This window comes from Njordella aestuarii, assembly GCF_056494165.1.
Genome location: NZ_CM151397.1, coordinates 1,038,279 through 1,060,090, shown reverse-complemented (window position 1 = coordinate 1,060,090; position 21,812 = coordinate 1,038,279). Strand labels below are relative to the sequence as shown.

General features: G+C 51.1%; 20 protein-coding genes and 1 tRNA gene. 12 read left to right on the top strand and 9 right to left on the bottom strand.

All coding sequences use genetic code 11. The annotated features are described in order from the left end of the window. Positions 1-259: 259 nt before the first annotated feature. Both SH451x_RS04125 and SH451x_RS04120 read left to right on the top strand, forming a co-directional pair. A complete protein-coding gene (locus SH451x_RS04125) occupies positions 260-472 on the top strand; it encodes a hypothetical protein (RefSeq protein WP_479361154.1) in 213 nt (70 codons plus the stop codon). A gap of 201 nt (positions 473-673) precedes the next feature. After that, entirely contained in the window at positions 674-1,027 is a 354-nt protein-coding gene (locus SH451x_RS04120; RefSeq protein WP_479361152.1) for a hypothetical protein, read from the top strand. A 322-nt stretch (positions 1,028-1,349) separates the two neighbouring features. Here the strand turns inward: SH451x_RS04120 and SH451x_RS04115 are convergent, their stop codons facing one another. Continuing rightward, the gene (locus SH451x_RS04115) at positions 1,350-2,336 is read right to left on the bottom strand and encodes an alpha/beta hydrolase family protein (protein WP_479361150.1); all 987 of its coding nucleotides are present in this window, start codon (positions 2,334-2,336) and stop codon (positions 1,350-1,352) included. 484 nt (positions 2,337-2,820) lie between these two features. Between SH451x_RS04115 and SH451x_RS04110 the strand changes: the two genes are divergently transcribed. Further along, positions 2,821-2,893: transfer RNA gene (locus SH451x_RS04110), tRNA-Ile, on the top strand. Positions 2,894-3,127: 234 nt separating this feature from the next. After that, positions 3,128-3,361 carry a hypothetical protein gene (locus SH451x_RS04105; protein ID WP_479361149.1) on the top strand — a complete coding sequence of 78 codons (234 nt, stop codon included), beginning with the start codon at positions 3,128-3,130 and terminating at the stop codon, positions 3,359-3,361. Positions 3,362-3,387: 26 nt separating this feature from the next. Here the strand turns inward: SH451x_RS04105 and SH451x_RS04100 are convergent, their stop codons facing one another. From SH451x_RS04100 to SH451x_RS04075, 6 genes are all read right to left on the bottom strand, one after another. Continuing rightward, positions 3,388-3,927 (bottom strand): ATP-dependent zinc protease family protein, encoded by a 540-nt coding sequence (locus tag SH451x_RS04100; RefSeq protein ID WP_479361148.1) that lies wholly within the window; start codon positions 3,925-3,927, stop codon positions 3,388-3,390. Then, a complete protein-coding gene (locus SH451x_RS04095) occupies positions 3,905-4,252 on the bottom strand; it encodes a DUF971 domain-containing protein (protein ID WP_479361146.1) in 348 nt (115 codons plus the stop codon). Before SH451x_RS04095 ends, SH451x_RS04100 begins: the two co-directional genes overlap by 23 nt. A 106-nt stretch (positions 4,253-4,358) precedes the next feature. After that, positions 4,359-6,905 (bottom strand): ATP-dependent Clp protease ATP-binding subunit, encoded by a 2,547-nt coding sequence (locus tag SH451x_RS04090; RefSeq protein ID WP_479361145.1) that lies wholly within the window; start codon positions 6,903-6,905, stop codon positions 4,359-4,361. A gap of 270 nt (positions 6,906-7,175) precedes the next feature. Beyond that, a complete protein-coding gene (locus tag SH451x_RS04085; RefSeq protein WP_479361144.1) occupies positions 7,176-7,706 on the bottom strand; it encodes a tetratricopeptide repeat protein in 531 nt (176 codons plus the stop codon). Positions 7,707-7,860: 154 nt separating this feature from the next. Further along, positions 7,861-8,610 (bottom strand): sugar phosphate isomerase/epimerase family protein, encoded by a 750-nt coding sequence (locus SH451x_RS04080; protein WP_479361143.1) that lies wholly within the window; start codon positions 8,608-8,610, stop codon positions 7,861-7,863. Positions 8,611-9,026: 416 nt separating this feature from the next. Further along, positions 9,027-9,611 (bottom strand): LURP-one-related family protein, encoded by a 585-nt coding sequence (locus SH451x_RS04075; protein ID WP_479361141.1) that lies wholly within the window; start codon positions 9,609-9,611, stop codon positions 9,027-9,029. Between the two features lie 202 nt (positions 9,612-9,813). Between SH451x_RS04075 and mog the strand changes: the two genes are divergently transcribed. Further along, positions 9,814-10,314, top strand: a complete 501-nt coding sequence (mog, locus tag SH451x_RS04070) for a molybdopterin adenylyltransferase (RefSeq protein ID WP_479361140.1) — start codon at positions 9,814-9,816, stop codon at positions 10,312-10,314. A gap of 137 nt (positions 10,315-10,451) precedes the next feature. On the opposite strand, the gene SH451x_RS04065 is transcribed toward mog, so the two are convergent. After that, positions 10,452-11,495 carry a hypothetical protein gene (locus SH451x_RS04065; protein WP_479361139.1) on the bottom strand — a complete coding sequence of 348 codons (1,044 nt, stop codon included), beginning with the start codon at positions 11,493-11,495 and terminating at the stop codon, positions 10,452-10,454. A 388-nt stretch (positions 11,496-11,883) separates the two neighbouring features. Here SH451x_RS04065 and SH451x_RS04060 point away from each other — a divergent pair, with 388 nt between their 5' ends. The 4 genes from SH451x_RS04060 to SH451x_RS04045 all read left to right on the top strand — a co-directional run bounded on the left by SH451x_RS04060 (position 11,884) and on the right by SH451x_RS04045 (position 15,490). Further along, positions 11,884-12,387, top strand: coding sequence for a hypothetical protein (locus SH451x_RS04060; RefSeq protein WP_479361137.1), 504 nt, complete (start codon positions 11,884-11,886; stop codon positions 12,385-12,387). A gap of 216 nt (positions 12,388-12,603) precedes the next feature. Beyond that, positions 12,604-13,131 carry a hypoxanthine phosphoribosyltransferase gene (hpt, locus tag SH451x_RS04055; RefSeq protein WP_479361136.1) on the top strand — a complete coding sequence of 176 codons (528 nt, stop codon included), beginning with the start codon at positions 12,604-12,606 and terminating at the stop codon, positions 13,129-13,131. 5 nt (positions 13,132-13,136) lie between these two features. Beyond that, positions 13,137-14,282: a glycosyltransferase family protein gene (locus tag SH451x_RS04050; RefSeq protein ID WP_479361135.1), complete on the top strand. Its 1,146-nt coding sequence runs from the start codon at positions 13,137-13,139 to the stop codon at positions 14,280-14,282. 50 nt (positions 14,283-14,332) lie between these two features. After that, the gene (locus SH451x_RS04045) at positions 14,333-15,490 is read left to right on the top strand and encodes a glycosyltransferase (protein ID WP_479361134.1); all 1,158 of its coding nucleotides are present in this window, start codon (positions 14,333-14,335) and stop codon (positions 15,488-15,490) included. 95 nt (positions 15,491-15,585) lie between these two features. Here the strand turns inward: SH451x_RS04045 and infC are convergent, their stop codons facing one another. Further along, positions 15,586-16,098: a translation initiation factor IF-3 gene (gene infC / locus SH451x_RS04040; protein WP_479361133.1), complete on the bottom strand. Its 513-nt coding sequence runs from the start codon at positions 16,096-16,098 to the stop codon at positions 15,586-15,588. A gap of 481 nt (positions 16,099-16,579) precedes the next feature. On the opposite strand from infC, the gene SH451x_RS04035 reads away from it, so the two are divergent. From SH451x_RS04035 to SH451x_RS04025, 3 genes are all read left to right on the top strand, one after another. After that, positions 16,580-17,392: a M48 family metallopeptidase gene (locus tag SH451x_RS04035; RefSeq protein WP_479361132.1), complete on the top strand. Its 813-nt coding sequence runs from the start codon at positions 16,580-16,582 to the stop codon at positions 17,390-17,392. 126 nt (positions 17,393-17,518) lie between these two features. Further along, the gene (locus SH451x_RS04030; protein WP_479361131.1) at positions 17,519-18,400 is read left to right on the top strand and encodes a bestrophin family protein; all 882 of its coding nucleotides are present in this window, start codon (positions 17,519-17,521) and stop codon (positions 18,398-18,400) included. Between the two features lie 271 nt (positions 18,401-18,671). Continuing rightward, on the top strand, positions 18,672-21,806 hold the full coding sequence (locus SH451x_RS04025) for an FAD-binding and (Fe-S)-binding domain-containing protein (protein WP_479361130.1): 3,135 nt from the start codon (positions 18,672-18,674) through the stop codon (positions 21,804-21,806). The last annotated feature ends 6 nt before the right edge of the window (positions 21,807-21,812 follow it).

The following is a 21,812-nucleotide window of genomic DNA, read 5'->3' as shown; positions in this document are numbered from 1 at the left end:
TTTGATTTAGCACGCCGACAGAATAACTCGCTAACGATGTCGGTCGCCGTGAATTCACAGCGTGAAGGGTTTCCTGTAGTAGAGGCCCCAAACCTGCTTCGGTCATCCGCTTCTTATGTCGGCAAAATGGCGTTGTGAACTGGCACAATTCGAATGACACAACCTTTCAACGGTTTTCTGTATACCACTATGCCACAGCTTAAGGCCGACATTGCGGAGTGGGAAGACGCGCCATTTACTGCGATTGGTATCAACGTCGATGCAGACAAAAAAACGCGGACAGGGTGTTGCCGGAAAATCCGGTCTTGATTGGTCCCAGAATTACATCGGAGAAGATGCAGCACTGGCACGCCAGTTGGCTATCAGCTCGGTGCCAGCATACTATCTTGTCGACACAGGCGGAAAGCTCGTCGCGTCTTCAAGCGAATGGAAAGAGATCCGCGAAGTGTTGCGAGAGAAGCTAGGGCGTTAGCAGTTCACCAATGGTCGTAGAGGATGTCCCGAGATTGACATGTGCATAAAACAATGGTCCATCCGGACGCAATCAACGCTATGATTGAAATCACGATGATTGCGTTGATGGTAAAAACGACTCGAAAGCGTAAAGGCCAATTTCGCGATACCCTCTAAAACATTGATGCGAGAAATCCTCACTTATTCGGCTTGATTACAAATGTCCATTCGACAAGCGACGACTGTCTGCGTACTTATTTTCTTTGTGATCTTGATCTTTTTTTACTCAGTTCGCTTGAACACGATAGTCGATGTTGAAATAGCAACATCAGATGCAAAATCCGCTGAAAAGATTTTAGACTCTCTTGGAGTGGTTTATCGCGGTATGTCTTCACTTGGTGGGGCAAGATGGACTATCACACCCGATGAGTATGCACGATCTAAAGATCTGCTCATTCAAAATGCTGTACAAAACAATCATTATTTGAAGCTTGAAATTAGACGTAAGTGTAGTTTTCTTAATAGCAATATTGTTGTACCAATGAGGAGGGATAGCCAGGGCAATCGCATTTAACCTCAGAGCGGGGGACATGTGGGAACAATACATGTCTGCATCTTCGGCAACGAACTCCTCTAGCTCGCCAGCAACGCTCGAGCGTGATTCAGTGTTCTGAAACGCTGGTGACCGTGACGGCTTATGGCCCAACGAGGCGAACTATTAGGTGATGAGTGATCGGTTAAATCAACTCCCAGCCTGCTAGAAAGGTATCCGTCGACATGGCAATGATTTTGAAAGATAGCTGGAATCAAGCGACGCCATGATCGAACTCAACCTTTGTATTCATGATGATTTGAACGCGTAAGCGTAACAACATTTTTGAAACATGCTGGTCGACTCACCACTTGGTTTCACGGCGGACCGATTCAAAGAACATCATTCCCGCCGGTGGCAGGTCTTCGTGTGTGCCTTCGAAAATGGTCAGCCGAGCGGCTCCCGCTTGTGCGCGAAAAAGCACGGCGCGTGAATAGGTTTCATCCTCCAAAATCGATACCTTAGGTTGCATGTCAGCTCCCAAATCGACCCACTTCTCAATCTCACTTTGCGGTATTTCGGGAAGGTTATTGGCAACAGCAATAGCATTGTATGCTGCAAACGACTGACTTACTGGAACCGATCCGGTATGCCCATCATGTACGCCAGTGTTAATATCAATCGGCACCTCCGTTGCATTTGCCAAATGCTGCACCGGAGACCGCGTCTTCAATTCGCTCTCGACGGTATCGCTACTACCTGGAATACCACCGATACATTTTTCAAGCTCCTGCGCATAGTGAAGGGTCGCTGGATTAGCGCTAGTCGTCGTATGCCAGGCAGCCAAGTCAGATATTCCAACCCAAGATGAAACCGCTGAAAATTTGTCGGGGTAATATCCGGCCATCAGCAACGCCATATGCCCACCACCGCTGGTTCCAGCCAAGTAAACTCTCGATCGATCGATCTCCGTTTGGCTGAACACCCATTCGATTGCATCCAGTATATCTTGCCGCGCAATCTCAGATCCGCAGGCTTCCGGATGATCATTCTTGCCACGAAAGTGTGGCTGCAGAAAAACCCATCCGCGCTTCTTCGCCAATTCCAGCCACCGTGTATTGTCTTGTTGCAGACCATGAGACCAACTGTGCAAGAAGATTAGTAGTGGCTTTGCGTCAACAGATTGCGGAAAGAAAACGCGGCTAGGTTGCTTCGTACCGTCTTTCGTACTCTCAATTTCTACTTCGATGAAGCTGGGATCTAGACTTGTCTCGCCGGGCTCTTGAGCGAACGCGTTGAAAGCAATCAAATTCAAGCCTAATGCGAACGCCACAAAACATGAAAAAGTCATTTTGCAAAGAACCTCTTTCGAATCCGTGCACTACGCCTTTCTTGGCGCAACCCAGCAAGTTATTAACCAAGGAGCAACGGTTCTCACTCAAACCGCGGTGTCTAACAATGCAACTTGATCGATTTCCGTTAGATCGAGTTGCATTGTAGTTTATTTCGCACCAGAAAACGCAGCACTTATTAACGGACATGCGTCTTCGAAGCATGACGTCGCCTCTTGATTTTCTTTGCCCAGCGTTTCGTTCTGTACGGGTACAGCGGAAACCCTGGATACGGTTTGCTAGGTTTCTCAGTCGTGGTAGAATTCGCCGAGCGTTCACCTCCTACTGAGGGTGGTGGTTGCCAGATGCCCATTTGTCGCAAGCAAGTGTGCGACATTTTTGATAGCTAAAATAGAACACCTTCTTTACCGAGCGTCGATTCGGGCGTCAGTCGTAAAATCGAAGTTCTCGGAAAGCTACAAAAACCTGCAATTTCCCGCACGTGGGACCGTAGCTCAATGGTTAGAGCAGGGGACTCATAATCCCTTGGTTATCGGTTCGAGTCCGGTCGGTCCTACTTACTCTTCCGCTCGATTCTTGAGCTGAAAAGGTCGGTCTACGGCAGAAGGCTACGAGAGTTTCTAAACAGCGATTTGCCTTCTCGAGACAATAGCACGCGGGGATGCTGCACCGCTTTGCCACTCAATATCGCCAAGCTCAAGCTCTGCCCGTGCGAATTTAGTGACATGGACGCACTCTCGAACTATGCTGAATGTCAGCATACATCTCGTCCTAATTTTGCACCGTTATCATGCACGCAACTTACATCGAACTAACCGGCAAAACACTGCTGGATCTAGTCAACGACGGGGAACTCGACTTCGGCGAACTGCATCGAGCGGGAATCGTCGGCGATTCGATTCTAAGAATCAATAAGCACGGAGAAATTGAACTGCGGACCAAGGACGAATGGAAAATGGTCGGCGGACTTCTTGGCGAATTTGAACCGCGTCTGAGATCATTGACCCACCTGAACTGGGCGTAAATCGAGACTTTCCAAAAGAACCCCTGCTAGCCGTCGAGCACAAAGCTACGATTTGAATCAACTAAAAAGTGATCCTTCAGTACGTCACGACCCAAAAGCAATGGAAATTGCATCTTGCTGCGATCGGTTAACGTCAGCCGAATCGGCAGTTTTATCCCCCCCAGTTGCAGGTTCGCTTCTACTATCGGCCTGCACTGAACCTCGCCGTTGGAGCTACGGACTCGCAAAAAACTGGTCACTCTGCAGCGACAATTAACGGCTCTACGGGTTGGCTGATTCGGGTGCTGTAGCTCGAAAGCTACATAATCAAACGGCCCAAGCGTTTCATACTGCAGATCGACGGCATGTAGGCATGAGAGGACTGCTCCCGTATCGATTTTGGCAAGGAACGGCTGCCTAGAAAAATCAGGCAGCAAAACTCGTTCTTGCCAGCCAATGATTGCTTTGGAAAGATGGTCGCGAGGTGACGAAACCGGTATCGCTTCGTCAATCCGAGTTGTTTTTCGGGGATAGATCACGTTGTAGGCGGGGATATGCGGCAGTTCAAGCGTCGGGCGTCGACGCATTTCGAACGGCACCGATTTGATGCAATAGATCTATTGTAAACAGCCCCGAGCTGTGACCATCAGAAAATTGAATGTTATACGCATAATTTCCGACCGGCCGCATGCCGCTGATTCGCAGCGGTTGCGCTTCCGCCAAACTCATCACGGGCAAGCCTTTGGGCTTGGTCGTCTGCTCTGCCTCGCCTTTCTCCCGACAAGTCGCACAAGGGCAAGCTTTCCGCATTTGGCGTGGGGAAATAGTAGTGCACGTACCATCGTCCCACTCGATGACAAGATCCGCAGTTTCGTTCATGTGCAGCGATGTTGGATTTGGAGTTACGCTCATTGGTTGGATGCAATAGATGACAGGTCGGACAAAACAAAAAGCACTCCCGATTGGAAGTGCTTTCAGAGCTTTAGTCTAGCATGATGATGCTAAGCAAGTTCAAGTATTACGCGTCGCTTTCGGACTGGCCAACCGCTACTGGCTCTTGCGCCAAGTCGCGACTTTCGCCGACGAACGACAGCCGAGTGATCTTGCCTTCATCGTCTTTAACGACATCGACCACGATCGTATTCTTGCCTTCGAACGTGCCTTGCAGCAATTCTTCCGACAGTGGATCTTCGATGCGTTGTTCGATCGATCGACGCAACGGCCGCGCACCGTAATCGAGGTTAGAACCTTTGTTGATAACGAATTCTTTAGCTTCGTCGGTCAACTCAAGTGCATACCCGCGATCTTTAAGTCGTTCGACAACTTTGCTCATTTCGAAATCGACGACCTTCTTCAAGTCTTCCTTGTTCAAGTGGCGGAAGATAATGACATCATCGAGACGATTAAGGAACTCGGGGCGGAACACGCGTTCGATTTGATCCATCACTCGTGACTTCATACCTTCGTAAGAAGCGTCGTCTTCCGGCCGTTGGAAACCGAAGGAAGCTTCGTTCTTGATAGCTTCGGCGCCAGCGTTGGTTGTCAGGATCAATATCGTGTTACGGAAGTCGACGTTGCGACCGAAGCTGTCGGTCAATCGTCCTTCTTCCATAACTTGAAGCAACATGTTGAACACATCTGGATGCGCTTTTTCGATTTCATCGAGCAGCACAACGGCATAAGGTCGTCGTCGAATCTTCTCGGTAAGCTGTCCGCCTTCTTCATAACCGACATAGCCTGGAGGCGCGCCGATCAGTCGACTGACGTTGTGCTTTTCCATGTATTCCGACATGTCGATATGGATCAACGCGTCTGCATCGCCGAACAGAGTTTCTGCTAGGGCTTTTGCAAGCAACGTTTTACCAACCCCGGTCGGGCCCGCGAACACGAAGCAACCTGTCGGACGCTTTGGATCTTTCAATCCCGAACGACTACGGCGTACAGCCTTGGCAACAGCGGTAACTGCTTGCTCTTGGCTAACCACGCGTTTATGTAGATCGCCTTCCATGTTCATCAGCCGCTTGCTGTCTTCAGTCGAAAGCCGAGTCAACGGAATGCCAGTCATCTTGGAAACGACTTCGCAAATGACTTCTTCGTCAACAAGTCCGTCCGTCTCGCGGCTCTTTTCTCGCCATTCCCGAGTCAATTGTTCCTTCTTCTTTTTCAGCTTGTCAGCCTGATCGCGAAGATTAGCCGCTTTTTCGAAGTCCTGATTGGCGACAGCGTCTTCCTTGTCCTTGTTCAGCTTTTCGACTTCTTCGTCCAAGTCCTTCAAATCAGGTGGCTTGCTCATCGAACGCAGCCGTACTCGTGCACCAGCTTCGTCGATAACATCAATCGCCTTGTCAGGCAGGCAGCGGGCGGTGATATATCGCTCGCTCATTTCAACCGCGGCCGCTACAGCATCATCGGTGTACTTAACACGGTGATGTTCTTCGTAACGTTCACGCAGGCCTTTGATAATTGCGACTGTTTCGTCGATACTCGTTGGTTCAACGGTGATCTCTTGGAAACGACGGGCAAGTGCATTGTCTTTTTCGATGTACTTACGATATTCATCCAACGTGGTCGCACCGATGCATTGGATTTCGCCGCGTGACAAAGCTGGCTTCAATACGTTCGCCGCGTCAATGGCGCCTTCTGCGCCACCGGCACCGACCAACGTATGCAGTTCGTCGATGAACAGGATCGTATTGCGAGCTCGGCGCACTTCATTCATAACCGCTTTGATACGTTCCTCGAACTGACCGCGGTATTTGGTACCGGCGACCATCATTGCCAAGTCGAGTACAACGATACGTTTGTCAGCGAGGATCTCAGGAACTTCGCCATTAACAACGCGTTGCGCGAAACCTTCAACGATAGCAGTCTTACCGACGCCGGCTTCACCCAGGAGCACTGGGTTGTTCTTCGATCGACGGCAAAGAATCTGGACCGCCCGCTCGATTTCTCGCTGACGTCCAATTACTGGGTCCAGCTTGCCTTGTCGCGCCAGTTCGGTCAAATCGCGACCAAAACTATCCAGTGCAGGTGTCTTGCTCTTGGATGACTTGGATGAGCCTGATTCGCTGCTACCACTGTTGCCTTCGCCACGTCCGCGTTCGCCGCCGACGTCAGCCGATTCCATGCCGTGTCCAAGCAAGTTCAGAACTTCTTCACGAACATCCTCCAGCTTCATGCCCAGGTTCATCAGGACCTGCGCTGCAACGCCTTCTTGTTCGCGGAGCAATCCAAGCAGGATGTGCTCAGTTCCAACATAGTTGTGATTCAGATTACGAGCTTCTTCCATCGAATACTCGATGACTTTTTTAGCTCGTGGCGTCTGTGGAAGCTTGCCGATGGTGACCATTTCTGGTCCGCTTTGCACGAGCTTTTCCACTTCAAGACGGATCTTCCGAAGGTCGACGTCGAGATTTCGCAAGACGTTCGCGGCCACGCCGCTGCCCTCTTTAACTAGGCCCAGAAGAATATGTTCTGTCCCAATATATTCGTGATTGAATCGCTGTGCCTCTTGGTTCGCTAGCTGCATGACCTTGCGGGCACGATCGGTCATTCGTTCGTACATTCGTCTACCTATTCTCTTTCACAGAAATCTTCAAACGGCCAATGCAACGTTCGCAAACCGCGTTCCGTCAACTTTGACTGCCAACTTGGCTAACCCTTTGCAAGACTCAGGTCGAACTTGAGAATCGCATCGTACTAGTTTCTAGCTGTCAATCAAACGCTGGCGAATAGATCAATCGTAACGATTCGCAGATTTTTAGGGCAGGTCAAATAGGCCCTTTGCCTAGCCTGCATCCAAGAAATCATAGTAAAAAGTTCAACACAAAATTTTTTAGGCTGCCGTTTTTCGCTGACACAATGAACGTTCCCGATGAATCTCGGTAAACCATGGACCCGCCGAATCTAGTTTCGACAGGCGGTCCAGTGTCTGCAGAGCTTGATCAGTGCGGTTCGTCCGCCGCAATATTCCGGCCAATAACAACGCCGATTCGGCATCTTCCGAACCGCTTACAAATATAGGATGGAGAGCAGCCTCGGCCTCAAAATACTCGCCACGTAAATAGGCCTGCTGGGCTGCACGGAATGCTTCGTCATTGGTCTGACGTCGAGAACTCGTAGCCGGTTCACCGAATACAAGACTCCAACCCATAATGCCCCTTACCAATGACCACACTACAGCGACCACTAAGGCCAGCCAAGCAATGCCTCGAGCTGCCCCCGCGAACCAGTCGGTCCAATGAAATGTCGCAACCCAAGTAATACTCAACGAAACGCCAAAGAGGATGGCGACCAGAGTCGAATAAACTTCGCCTCGATGCCATGCTCTGGCAAACCCTGGCCACAATAAAATACAGTATCGCAACGTCCGCGAACTCCATCCTGGCGTTCAAAACTAAGCCGTCAACCGCGTCGGCGACTGCACACTTTCGCACAACCGCCATCTGTTCAGAAATACCGTAGCAAATTCACCGACTACAAAGCAATTTGAGAACTGCGGTGGAGTGGGCTGCAAAACGTTATAGCAAGCTATCAAGCAATAGACGCAATTTTCGCAACTCTTGGCGAATGTCCATGCCTTCCATCGGTTGCATATCGACGCACAAAGCCCGATCGTAACCTTCTCGCTGAAGAAGAGTTATCAAGCGACCATACTCAATCTCGCCTTGGCCAACGCGTACTTGCAGTTGATTCTTTTTTGAATCGCGAAGATGCACGTTGTAGACATGCGGCATCAGCTTGTCATAATTTCGATTGCGGTTGTTGCTGCAATGGTATTGGCTCGGGTCAAGCGACACTCCGACGCCTGGCGCGTAGTCACAAAGATTCTTGACAGTGTCCGGATCTTCACTCATGCAGCCGATTTTACTGCGCATGGCAACGCGAACCCCGTCATTCTCGCCGATCGCTACCAGTCGCTGTAAATGTTCGATCTCCTCGTTGAAAGGAGTCCCTTGTTCGGCGCTAGGAATGTTGACCGTAACGACTTTGGTGGCCTTGGCCAACTGGCAGATTTTCTTAAATCGCGTGTAATACTCTTCGCCCGTACAATTTATTTTCAGGTCATAGGCGGAGATATCCAGCCGATGGGAATCGCGAATGACCCGCATCGCTTCTTCGAAATTCTCCATGACTTTGTCCGAAGTCATCTGGATTCCACCGTCGTGAATTGCGACTTCGATCGCTGTAAATTCCAAATCCCTTAGCAAGTCGATAACGTCCGGAAATGGTACGTCGGGAAAACAAGCAGTCGTAGCGGCAACAAACACTTTTTAAGATACTCCTGGTCCGTGGATCTCGAAGACAAGCCGCCATTATCCAGCAACTGCCAACCTAAGCAACTCGGGGTTGCAAAGACGGGGGAAAAACAGCGGATAGTTTTTGATTTCCCGACTTTTTTCAACGTTGCTAGCTGTCTACGGTCGTTTCCTCCGCCCCAAACCTCCAACTTGCCAACAAATTTTCCTTCGGAACGGCAGTGGTATTTATATGCACGTCGAGCAATTGGATCGCTAGCAAAGGCAAAACAAACGGCACCGCAGTTCAGTACTCGCCAAATTCGGTTGCGCAACATTTGGTTTAGCATCCCGACTCGCGATTGGTACCAGACGACTTGGAGACCGATTTTCTGACATGGCAACGACGTCGGAACCTGTAACAGATCTTCCCAAAAGGCCTACGCTTTTTAGCCGCGTTGTCGCTCAAGTAAGGCGAGCATGATGATCGAAAGCAAAAAGCGAAGTTCGCTGTCTTCGTCGATCTCGCTAAGTTTCTCGATGACGAATTTGCCTTCAAAAAAAGCGGCCTTCTTCGCCAGTCTCATCAGGATCTGTCCATCGGGCCTGGAAATCTTGTAGGTCGGGTTGAGCAACATTACAGCCACCATGCCGACGACCGGAATTTCTCCCAACAGCGATTCAACGATCTTTTTGACCGGGCTCTCCTCGCGAATGATGGCTTCCAACCCATTCTCGTCAGTGATCTCATACGTTGCTGCCCATAACGACTTGGCACCTTTTCGTCGAACACTTCCCCACGGTGTGCCGTCGGATTGGGTAAAGTGATAGCTGGCCGACCAATCGATCACTCGGTCAGCGTTTATCTCGAAGAGTTTTATGCTTCGCGACGAATCGGTAAAGACTTCGACCTTCTCCTTGAGGCGAAACATTTTTTGTCGGATATAGAGGATGCTCTTACCAGATGCATCCGTAACCGAAATCTGCGAAGCTAACGCCAAAAGCTTGAAGCTCATCGCAAGTGGATACTGCATTTAAACTCTACGTCCTTCAATGTTGGTAAAAAGAGTTTGTTGTCGTTCCATGGTTGTAGTCCAATGAACGGGGAGAACTCTACGGCCCGGGATGCTAAATCCTAAGCTATTGAGTCAACAATATCGCTCTGACGCGTCGGGATCAGGCGTAAGTTGGACTGCTGTTTCTATTTTTCAAACAATTTTTAGCTGAGAGTCTCGCGTGACAAGTGTGGCAAAGTTTGGCATTTTGACAATCTCCGATCGTGCCAGCGGTGGAATCTATGAGGACCTGAGCGGACCGGCGATTCGCGATTATCTGAGCCGTGCGTTCCGTGATGAACTCGAGTTCGTCTATGAGATCATTCCCGATGATCGACCGCAAATAGAAGAAACCCTGCGACAGTTATGCGACGTCGAAAGTTGTGCGTTGCTAGCAACGACGGGCGGAACTGGGCCTGCAAAACGCGACGTTACGCCTGAGGCCACCGAGGCAGTTTGCGACAAAATGATGCCAGGCTTTGGAGAAGCGATGCGTGCGAAGTCGCTGTTGACCGTTCCCACGGCAATTCTTTCAAGGCAAACGGCGGGGTTTCGTGGACAAACACTGATCGTGAACCTGCCTGGAAAACCAGTCGCGATCGCAGAATGCTTTGATGCAATCATCGGCGCCATTCCTTATTGCATCGAATTGTTAGGCGGGCCCAAATTGCGACTGAAATGATCACGTTTTGCGATCGAGTCCGTTTTGCAGCCGGCAGCAGAAGCGCTGTGAATCTTAGATTAACGACAAACGCTCGCCTGATTTAGGCGAGCGTGTCAGCGTTGCTTTTGAGTTGCGGTTTCGGGTCAACGGAGTGATTAGCGGAAGGCGCCCGATGGTGGCATGGAATAGCCTGGGTTCGATGTTCCGGTTGCTGTATTCGCTGGCAACGATGGACTTACTTGTGTGCCTGTCGTGGAGAAATCGTATCCAGTTGTGCGTTGTGTGCTGCCAGGGCGATAGGAGGCCGTCGAAGCTTGTGTACTGCCCGATGGAACTGCGTAGCCTGCCGTCGCAGCTTGTGTCGATGTTGGACCAGAGGCTAGCTGGCCAGAACCCTGTCCAATCGGTGCGTAGCTTGACATCGATGGCGTGTTGGTAGGCATGTTGGCCGGTGGCACTGGGAACGCGGACTGCGGGCCATTTTGAGCAACTGCGTTGGTTTGAGCGTTTGGCATCGAATACAGACTGTTAGCCGTTTGGCCAGAGTAAGTTTGCAACGATGGAATTTGCGGTACCGCTGGTTCACCGTAGTTCGGCGTTTGAACCGGTGTGGTTCCTGCGAGACCAGGATATGCGGCAGCGTTGTTTACTGGCGCGGTGTACGGTGCGGTTGCGTTGTTTACGGCGGTCGCGGCATTGTTAGCAACGGCTTGCCCATAAGCAGCGCCGGCTTGAGCGTACGAGCCTGCTGCATTGGCGGCTTGGCCATACGTGTTGTAAGGCCCGGTGGCGTAACCATTGGCTGCGGCAGCTGACCCCATTCCACCCATCGAAGGTTTGGTCGACGAGCCTGCTGGCTGTGAATAAGGCGTTGTTGCGGAAGCTAAGGTATTCGATGGCAAACTTGGATTCGTCGAGGAATTCGTCAGCGACGAGGTGCCATATGGATTCGACTTGATCGAAGTCTTCGGTGGGGTACTTGCGATCAAGCCAGGCGTTTGACCTTGAGCAGGCGACGTTGGTGATGTGACCGTGGGCCCCTTGCCAGCAAGTGTTTCTTGCGAAGGTTTCTTGGACCAGGCGAACATGCTCGAGCCTGGGAAGCTAAAGCCGCTCTTGCAGCCAGTATTGCTAGCTACCGAAACGAGAAGCACTCCGCAAAGAGCAAGTCGATTAGCTTTGATGTTTGAGCAACGCATTTCAGTTCTTCCTTGAATTTTTTTGCGAGCCAATTCCTAGCATCGCTTACTTTTGACGGCCGTCACTTGTTCGAATTTGTGCGAACGTCTCGAGATAACTTTTTTACCAACCCGATCCGCCATACTTTTCATCGTCGACGCATATTCGCTACTTAATGCAAATCCGGAATAATCGTTCGAATTTCGTTAAGTCGCAGCCTCTCTCGGCCGCGAATGCTAGAGAGCAACCATTTCCCGGGTCAACGCCATTTTGAAGTCCAAAGAATTAATCGAGAGCTTTTCTGAATTCACAACAACTTGTTGAGTTAAGCTGCAGAAGCTGGCGGTTCTGGGGTCGTTGATTATTGATCTCGACAGGTGGCGGTGACGTTCTGTAGAGAACAAACCCATGAAAACGTTAAACTCGCGACAGACGCTTGCTGTACTTTTATGTCCTGCACTCTCGCTGATGGGTTGCGCCGGCGGCAGCTATACTTCTCCGCCGACGAATCCTTATGCCGTTCCAGGCTCGCAGGTCCTTCCGCCAGGAGCGTACAACCCGAGCCTCCCCGGCTACAATGCAGGCGCAAACACCCCCGTCTTACCTCCGGTGCAAGCATTTCCCCCTGGTAATTATCCCCCGGCAAATCAAGCGGCGGGTGACATACCATTGGGGTACCCACTGGGAACTGCTCCGGGGGCAATGGTGCAACCTTCGTTGCAGAACTCGGGTTTTGGTACCGCAGCGGGCTCGCTGCCGACCAGCCAAGTGCTTCCGCCGTCCACCGGGGTGTATCCGCCGCAATCGCCGGCGTCCGTCGTTCCACAGCAGCCGTTACCGAATATTTATACAAGCGGAGTGCCGCTCAAGCAGCTTTATCACACCAAGCCGATCTTTAACTTCGGCAGCTAGTGCTTTGCCAGCGGTCGAACTCAATACTTAGTGGTGGGAGTGGACTTCCATCACTTTTATTCCATCAAGGACGGGCAAAGAGCCTTGGATTCGGCGAAATTGACTCGTCGGCGGGAACTTTTTGCCCTTTTTTAGATACCCTGGATGATTTCGTCAGAACGGGGCATAATGGCGAACCAAAATTTGATGTCATTTGGTAAAGCCTAGGGATTGCCTGTGAAAACGTTGCTGAGCGAACAAGAGCTAAAAATAGGGATCGCGCGACTGGCAGAACAGCTGCGGCGAGATTACGAGGGAAAACCCCTCACGATCATCGCGATCATGACTGGTTCGCTCGTTTTACTGGCGGACTTAATCCGCCTTTTGGACATGCCGATCCGCATCAGTCTCATTCAAGCTAGCTCCTATCGCGGCGGGACTCACAGCGGTGAAATGCATATTTCGCAAGCCATGATGTTGGATATTGAAGGACGCGATTGCATTTTGCTCGATGATATTTTCGACACGGGTAAGACATTAGTGGAAGTTTCTGCGTGTTTAGAGCGGCTTGGTCCCGCCTCGATCAAGTCCGCTGTGTTGCTGCTTAAAGAAGGGCAGAGTAAAGTTGATACTAGGCCCGACTATATCGCTTTCTCAATCCCCAACGAGTTTGTTGTCGGATACGGTTTGGATTACCAGGATCATTACCGAAACCTGCCCTATGTGGCGATCATGGAAGAACATGATCTTGAAGATCCCTCGTAATACTCATGACGCGCTTGCTGATTGTCTGTAGGCAGTATTGGCCGATCTGCAGTGAATCGTCATATCGCCTCACAGAGCAAGCTAATTTACTGAGTCGCGCGGGCGTACAGGTCACGATTCTGACCACCCGTTGGCATTCTCGCTGGCCCGCACATTCTACGTTCCGTGACTGGCAAGTTTTTCGTATCCTGCCCCCCGCAACTTCGCTATGGAGCGACAGTTTTTTCCTGCGCAATATCTGGCAATGGATGGAACGTTACTCTACAGAATACGATGCATTTTACTTTGATTCGCTGAGCGTACTACTCTCTGGAAAGTTGCCGCCAAAACTACGTGAGAAACAACTTCTGATCCGATTTGAAACGCGCAGTCGAAAGCTTTCCAACGACGGCCAGCTTGCAATCAGCGAATCGCTAAAACGAAACACTCGCGTGCAATTCTTGGTTTCCTCGGCGCACGAACATCGAGTAGCACTTTCGAAAGAAATCGATGAGTCGCAAATCAGTAGGTTAAGAGGAACCATGTGGCGATCCTTTCAACGCACCGAGGCGTCAATTTCCGCCGCACGTCAATCGCTCAGCCAGATTGGCACTGATTTTCTGGTCCCACAAAATCTGCCGCTAGTAATCGTCTTCTTTGAGAACCAGTCGATCGACGAAGAGCATCGTTTCGTGAAACAACTTGCTGAAGCGATGGAGTCGCTGCCCCGTTTTCGTATTTGGATTTTTGGGAGCGGAGATTCTGTGCGACGGCATCATGCGTTATTGCGAGATCGTTCCTGTCACAACGACGTCCTTCTGCACAGTTCGATGGATGATCTGGAGTTACTCTATCAAGCAGCTGATTTGCTGATTTGTCCGGCGGCAACCGTTGGCCGGCAGTTTTACCACGCCACTGCGTTTGCAAGTGCCCTGCCAACATTGCATAGTCCGGAAGAGCGAGATGAATTGAGCCAAGAAATAGAACGAAATTTTGATTTTGACAATGGCTCCATGCACGGCGAAAACTTGATCGAACGATTGCGACAATTTCTGACTGATCCGAGTAAGGCCATTCGAGAGGCCGATAGTTTCCGACTGTCAGTTGACTGGGCATTGCATGAGAAACGGCTAGCGGACGCTTGGCTGGCGTTGCTGAATGATCGCGATTGATGAACCAACGCGACAGATTGCTGACTATTCGGTAAGATAACACCATTCCTATGAGTGACAACCAAAATCAATTTAGTTCGAACAGCGATGATGGCCGCATCAAAATTAGTTGGGTTATTCCAACGTTAGATCAGGGCGGTGCTGAAAAGCAACTGGTTACGCTCGCTGCCGCAATCGATAAACAGAGGTTTGCGCCAGAGATCGTCACATTGACTCGTAGCGGTCACTATCGCCAGCGAGTCTTGGACGCGGGGATCGCGTTAGTAGAAATAAACAAGAAAGGGAAGCTAGATCCCTTTGCCTACCAGCGACTTGTGAAACACTTCAAGACCCGTCGTCCTGACATTGTTCACACTTGGATCTTTGCTGCCAACGCATATGGAAGAATGGCCGCGATTCACGCAAAGACGCCAGTGGTGTTTGGTGGGGAACGGTGTGTCGATCCATGGAAGCGAGGCTGGGAACTAGCGATCGATCGATTTCTCGCCAACCGAACGACCGGAATTCTTACAAACAGCTCTGGCATCCGCGACTTCTACGCCAGCAAAGGGATTGCGGCTGAAAAATTCACAATTATTCCGAACGGAATCGCTCCTGCGCGACCATGTGCGATAACGCGAGAACAAGCGTTGCATCGACTAGGGCTACCGCCAGACACCTTGCTGATCGGGTCCGTGGGCAGATTGTGGCCGCAAAAAGGCTATAAAGATCTGGTCTGGGCAGCAGGTATGTTAACAGTTGTTCGACCAAACATGCGTTATGTTATCCTTGGTGAAGGGCCGCAATTGCAGTTACTAGAGCAATATCGGGATTCGACAGGCGCAGGCACAGCAGTCGTTTTTGCAGGGCACCGACCCGACGCCTCCGATTTACTTCCCCACTTTGACCTACTTTGGAATGGGAGCCTCTACGAAGGGCAATCGAATTCCATCATGGAAGCGATGCAAGCAGGCTTGCCCGTCATCGCAACCGACATCGCTGGCAATCGCGACTTGATTGAACACGATGTAAGTGGCATCCTCTATAGCGTCGGGGCAGTTGACCAACTTCTACGCGCGACGACTCTAATATTGGAAGAGCCCGATCTGAAGACAAAACTAGGTGACAACGCACGGCAACGAATCGCAGAATCGTTCACCGTTGCTCAAATGGTGCAGCGACATGAGCACTACTACCGTCAAGCGCTCGAACGACGTGCTACAAAGTAAGGCCGAAGGGAACCCTAGGCCTGTAAAACAAAAGTTGAGGCAGCTTTTTGCTGCTGCCCCAACTTTACGATTGCCAGTCAGTGTCGACCGTTCAGCTAGCGTGGGGAAACAGTGGCGATCATGCGCCGTCCCTGCTGCTGCGGTGGTTGTTCGACTTTTCCAAACTCGCCCAGTTGTTCGATGGCACGCTGCATCACACGTCGGCCTTCGTCGATGTGAGCCATTTCGCGACCACGGAACAGTACAGAGACCTGTACTTTGTCCTTGTGCTTGAGAAAGCCGATCGCCTGACGAATCTTGGTGTCAATATCGTGATCGCCAGTCTTCGGACGAAGCCGGATTTCTTTTGTCTTGGTGTGGTGCGTATGACCACCCAGTTTTTTGCTTTTTTCGTATTTATACTTGCCGTAATCCATGATTCGGCAAACTGGCGGCTTCTCGTTTGGAGCCACTTCAACTAGATCCAGCCCAGCATCTCGTGCTTGTTGCATCGCTTGTTCTGTTGGGATAACACCCAACTGAGTTCCGTCCGAGCCAATTACGCGAATGGGAGTTATGCGAATTTGTTGATTGACCCGTGTCGTCGTCTGATTCCGATCGATCGTCATACCCTCTATCTATGGTTAGTAAAAAATCATCGCGTTGCAAACTGCAAGCACGTTGGAAAAGTAGCATATGGCTTGGCAATAAGCATCGGACAGCTCACGAACCCTTGGCCAAGACCAAGCTTTCTGCGTTGCATTTCCTGCCAGCTGAATCGAACTCTGTCACCAACAACCTTCGAAGCAATCAGCATTCCATCCTATGTCATGAAATGCGACGCTCCTTACGTTAAGGTTGCGAAACACTAGTAAGGAATGGCAATATAGCGACTTTGGGAGCCGCAAAGCAAGATTTCTGAAGAAATAATATCGAAATATGTCTTGACAATTCTGTACGCCGCGCAGCCCTCCGTGATCGCTCAGCCACGAGCGGCAATCGGGCTTTCCGAAAATGCCCTAAAATGCGTAAAAGAGAGAAGGTGCGGGGATGCCATGATTAATGTCAGGTCCGGACGTACCGGGTAAAATCTTTTTTCGACCTAGGACAATGTGTTTTCATCGGCGCAAATTTTTGGAAGGGACCGGCGCTGCACTGGCGATGACAATCTGCGGATGCCGGACCGCTCCCATAAGTGGTCGCAAACAGTTTGTTGTCATTCCAGAAGCTCAAGAATTGGGAATGGCTGAACAGTCCTTCGCTCAGATCCTAGCCACGGAGTCACCCAGCACGAACGCTCGATGGCAGCAGATTGTTACGCGGGTTGGAACGCGAATCTCGCAAATTGTCAATAAACCGAATTTCCAATGGGATTTTCGCCTTTTTGATTCCAGTTCGCAAAACGCCTTTGCGTTGCCTGGCGGAAAAGTCGGTGTTTATGAAGGCATTATGCCTATCTGCCAAACAGAAGCCGGCGTCGCAGTGGTCGTCAGCCACGAGATCGCCCATACGATAGCTCGCCACGGATCGGAACGAATTAGTCAACAGGCTGCCGTCCAAGGCGTTCAATCGGTTTTAGGGTACGCGATTAGCGGTTCATCCGATGCAGGACGAAACTTGGTAATGAATGCATACGGAGCTGCAGCCCAATATGGGCTCATCCTGCCATACAGCCGTAGGCACGAGCTCGAGGCAGACAGTATTGGCATCCAAATTATGGCTCAGGCGGGATACGACCCCGCCGAAGCCCCACGATTTTGGCAGCGATTTGGTGCTGCCTCAGGGCCAGCCAATCAACCAATATGGGCCTCGACGCACCCAAGTGATGCACAACGTGCGAGTGGCTTGCTGAATTTGCTCCCGCAGGCTAGCGTAGCTTATCAGTCTGCACCCGTCCGTGTCGGGCTTGGCGAGACGCTTTAGAAAGTCTCGCAAGGGAGCAGTTGGCAATGCACAGCAAGTTTGTAGCACGCGTTCGTCCAGGTCATCGCACAGCATTTACCGTAGTTTCAGAAACTTATAAAAAATCTCGTATCCGAAAATACTGGTATGAAACGGCGACCATTCTTTCGAATCAAGACTAACCGCACGTTGCTGTACGTCTTTTTCCTGGCCATGCTCGCCGGAGTGTATGCTGCAATTCCAACGGTTTTGGTTTATTCGCGACACGGCGAAAGCTTTCACACATCGTCTCAGTTTCATGCAGTGTTAACGATCGTTGTCGGTTGTCTGCTCGTTTTTCGAACGAACACAGCCTACAGTCGGTGGTGGGAGGCTCGCACTCTCTGGGGCTCTCTCGTCAATACGAGCCGCAACTTGGCGATTAAATTTACAACGATCGTACCTCAAAGTAACGCCGAACGAGCAATCACCAACCTGCTGGTAAAATCTTTCTCGGTATCCTTGCGACATCATTTGCGAGACGAAACCAAAGCGGACTGGCCAGCTACGTTCACCGAGCAGCTCGGACACCCAAATCATGTGCCGCAAGCGATTGCCAAGAGGCTTTATCAGATCGCAAAGAGTGCGAAGGACCAAGGTCGTATCGATGGAGACGAATTTCGCGTCGTAGACACAGACTTGGTAAAGCTGATGGAAATATGCGGTGCGTGCGAACGTATTCTGCGGACCCGAATTGTTAAATCGTATCGTATTTTTGCAAGGCAGTGCGCGATCATCTTCCTTGCTTCGCTACCCTGGGGGATCGCAAATGACTTTAAAGCGTACACCATCCTGCTAACGATTATCACGGCATACTTCATGTTAGGTCTCGAGATTGTTGCGGAGCATGTCGAAGAGCCGTTTGGCTATGACGATGATGATTTGGATTTAGAAGGGATGTGCAGAACAATCCAAATATCGGTCGACGAAGTCTTTTCTGGGAACTATCTGGAATGTCCCACGCCCGACGAGTCTACTGTCTCCATTTAGCAGGACAACAACGCCCGCGATAAGCGACCAAACTGGTTTCAATCTAGCTAAGCGGTAAATCCTGCAAACTTCTGTGTGCTTGCCACCGTATTCGAAGTTGGGCAGTCAAGCTAAATTATAAAGTGCAATAGTGCCGCAAGCCGCACAAGCACGTTTTCCCGCAGAACGCATGGTGCGAGCACCTTTCCGGCATGGTTTTATTGCCAATTGGGTTGTCCCAGAGCAATTCGTTCTAGACCGAAACGCAGTTCGGCGATCATGATAGAGGCCTATGGACGCCGAACAATCGAGAATACAAGCAGACTTAAAAGGACAGATCGACGGAGATGTGTTGTGCGATGATTACCATCGTCAGCTCTACTCTTCGGATGCAAGTATCTACGAAGTCAAACCATTGGGCGTCGTGCGCCCGCGACATGCCGCAGATGTGGAACGCTGCGTACGTTACGCGGCAGAGAACCAACTGGCGATCTTTCCGCGTGGGGCGGGCTCCGGACTCGCTGGACAGTCCTTAGGCCAGGGCTTGGTCCTAGATTTCTCGCGATACATGCGTCGAGTCTTGGAGGTGAACGCGGAGGCGAAGACGATTCGTGTACAGCCTGGAGTCGTGCTAGCGGAACTAAATCGTACGCTTGCCAAAAAAGGCCTGTTGTTCGGACCAGATCCAGCAGCACGCGCCGTAACAACCATGGGCAGTGTCATCGCAGTTGATGCGCAGGGGAGTCACTTTCCGCGTTACGGTTCGGCTGGCGATAGTGTTATATCATGCGAAGCAGTCCTCGCATCTGGTGAATACACAACGTTATCGCGGCGCGCGTGGCAAGGCGTCGATCGACCGATGGGGGCATTGCAAGCTATTACCGAAGAGATCGGTGCACTTCTCTACGCTAGCCGTCCAGTCCTTCAAAAGACGCCTTGGGATCCATCGCTGCGCGGTTGCGGATTTCGCCTCGCCAAGTGCATCAATGAGAACTGGGTCGACCTCGCTCGCCTGCAGAGCGGCGCAGAAGGTACGCTGTCAATTGTAACTGAAGCGACGTTGCGAGTTGAGCAGATCCCGGCGTATCGTGGTGTTGTGCTGATGTTCTTTGATCGAATGGAATCAGCCGCAAAGTGCGCCGTCGAAATCGCAGCCATGAAGACGATCGCCGCGTGCGACTTGCTAGATAGGCGTCTGATCGAACTCGCACGCGAAACCGACTCACGGTATGACCGCTATCTGCGACGTGGCAGCGAAGCGATGCTGTTGATCGAGTGTCAAGGCGACGATGCGACTGAAATGCGAAACAAGCTGAGTGCGATCGTGGCACGTATGCAGCGCAAATTTCCTGCGATGGTGGCATCACGAATCACCAGCGACCCTGTCGAGCGAGATTTTCTGTGGCGTTTATGTCGGCGTGTCATTCAACGGCTCTATCGTGTCAAAGGTGCTGACCGCCCCGTCGCGGGAATCGAGGACATCAGTGTGCCAGTCGATCGCCTCGCAGACTTTCTGCTCGCGGCGCAGAATATATTTAAAGCCCACCGAATTACGGCGACTGTTTTCTCGCATGCCGCCCAAGGGCACTTGCATATTCGACCTTTCATCGATCTGTCCGACGCGAATCAACGACAGTTATTTCAAGACGTTGCACAAGAGGTGTACGATACAGTGCTTCAGATGCGAGGCGTGGTGTCTGGCGAGACCTCGTTTGGACTCTCGCGGTCGTGGATATCTCGGCAACAACTAGGCGACCGGTATCCGATTCATCGTCGCATTAAGGAACTGTTTGATCCTGCCAATCTATTCAATCCTGGGAAACTGGTAACTGACGCCCCGCAGCGATTGACCGACAATCTCCGAAGTATGCCTCGCCTGGAATCGGAACCCACCGAAAAAGACAGCCATAAGAGACGCATAGACGCAGCGGAGGGCAGACTGAAGCGACCGCGGCGTCAGAAGGAAATCCAAGCTGACAAAAATGGTCGCCCGCTCAAAGGAGAAATGCTCGTTGCACAAAGCAATTCAGGAAGTAACGCCGCCACGCTAACCAACGACTCGAGCGATCAGATACCTTCCCCGAGGGAGAAAATCTTACCCGTTCTCGACTGGAAAGGTGTAGACGAAATTGCCCAGGTGGCAGGTGCATGTAATGGTTGTGGCCGATGCCGGACGACCGCTGACAATGAGCGAATGTGCCCTGTCTTCCGACTGCACTTGGGAGAGGAGGCGAGTCCTCGTGCCAAGGCAAACATCACCAGGGCTTGGCTTGCCAATGAACTACCCAAGCAAGCAATTGCTTCGGAGACAATGAAGGAGATCGCCGATCTATGTTTCCATTGCCATCAGTGTCGAATCGACTGCCCAGCGAGCGTTGATATCCCTAGGCTGATGACGGAAGTTAAAGCACAATACGTTGCCGCAAATGGGCTAAGTTACACGGATCAGATACTCTCGAGGCTTGATATCATAGCTGGCTGGGGGAACCGATTTCCACGACTAGCGAACTGGGCGCTTGAGAACCGCTGGTGCCGCTGGTTCTTCGAGAAATTCACCGGCATTGCAGCCAGCCGAAAGCTTCCTGCCGTCAGCAGTCAGACTTTTCAGCGCTGGGCTTCGCGACGCCGCATCACTCGCCCAACCCGCAGCAGCGGCCGTAAGGTGCTCCTCTTTGCTGACCAGTATGTAAACTTGCACAATCCAATTTTGGGCATCGCCGCAGTCGAGATTTTACAGCGCAATCGCACCGAAGTTTATGTCCCACCCACGGCTATGAATTCGTACATGGCTAAGATTGCAATGGGCGACGTCGAGCGTGCTCGAAAATTGATTGCACCGCAGATTCAACAGCTAGCGGAAGCAGTTCGCTTGGGCTACCAAATCGTCGGAATCGAACCCACCACGGTACTCTGCTTGACGCGTGAATACCCTTTCTTGTTCGATAGCGAAGAGGCTCAACTAGTTGCGAAGAACACAACCGAGATCGGTCGCTACCTGTGGGACATGCACTGCTCGAACGAACTCGACCTCGGTCTTGCTCCACTCCCAATAAGTGTTATGTATCATCTCCCCTGCCACATGCGAGCTATCGACCCAGAACAACCCGGCCTGCAGTTACTCAAACTTATACCAGCACTTCAAGTTTTTGAGGCAGCGGCGGGATGCAGCGGAATGGCCGGAACTTACGGCCTCAAACGCGAGAATTTCCGAACAAGCTTACGTATTGGTTGGCCACTGATTGGTAAAATGCAAAGCTCCCCTGTACAAATTGGCTCAACCGAATGCTCCACCTGTAAACTGCAAATGGAACAGGCCGTCGAGCAACCTACCATCCCGCCTATCGCTCTACTCGCCCACGCGTACGGACTTTTGCCACAAGTTGGCGATTGGATAAACCGTCGAAATTATGGTCTTACTGTACTCTAAGCATTT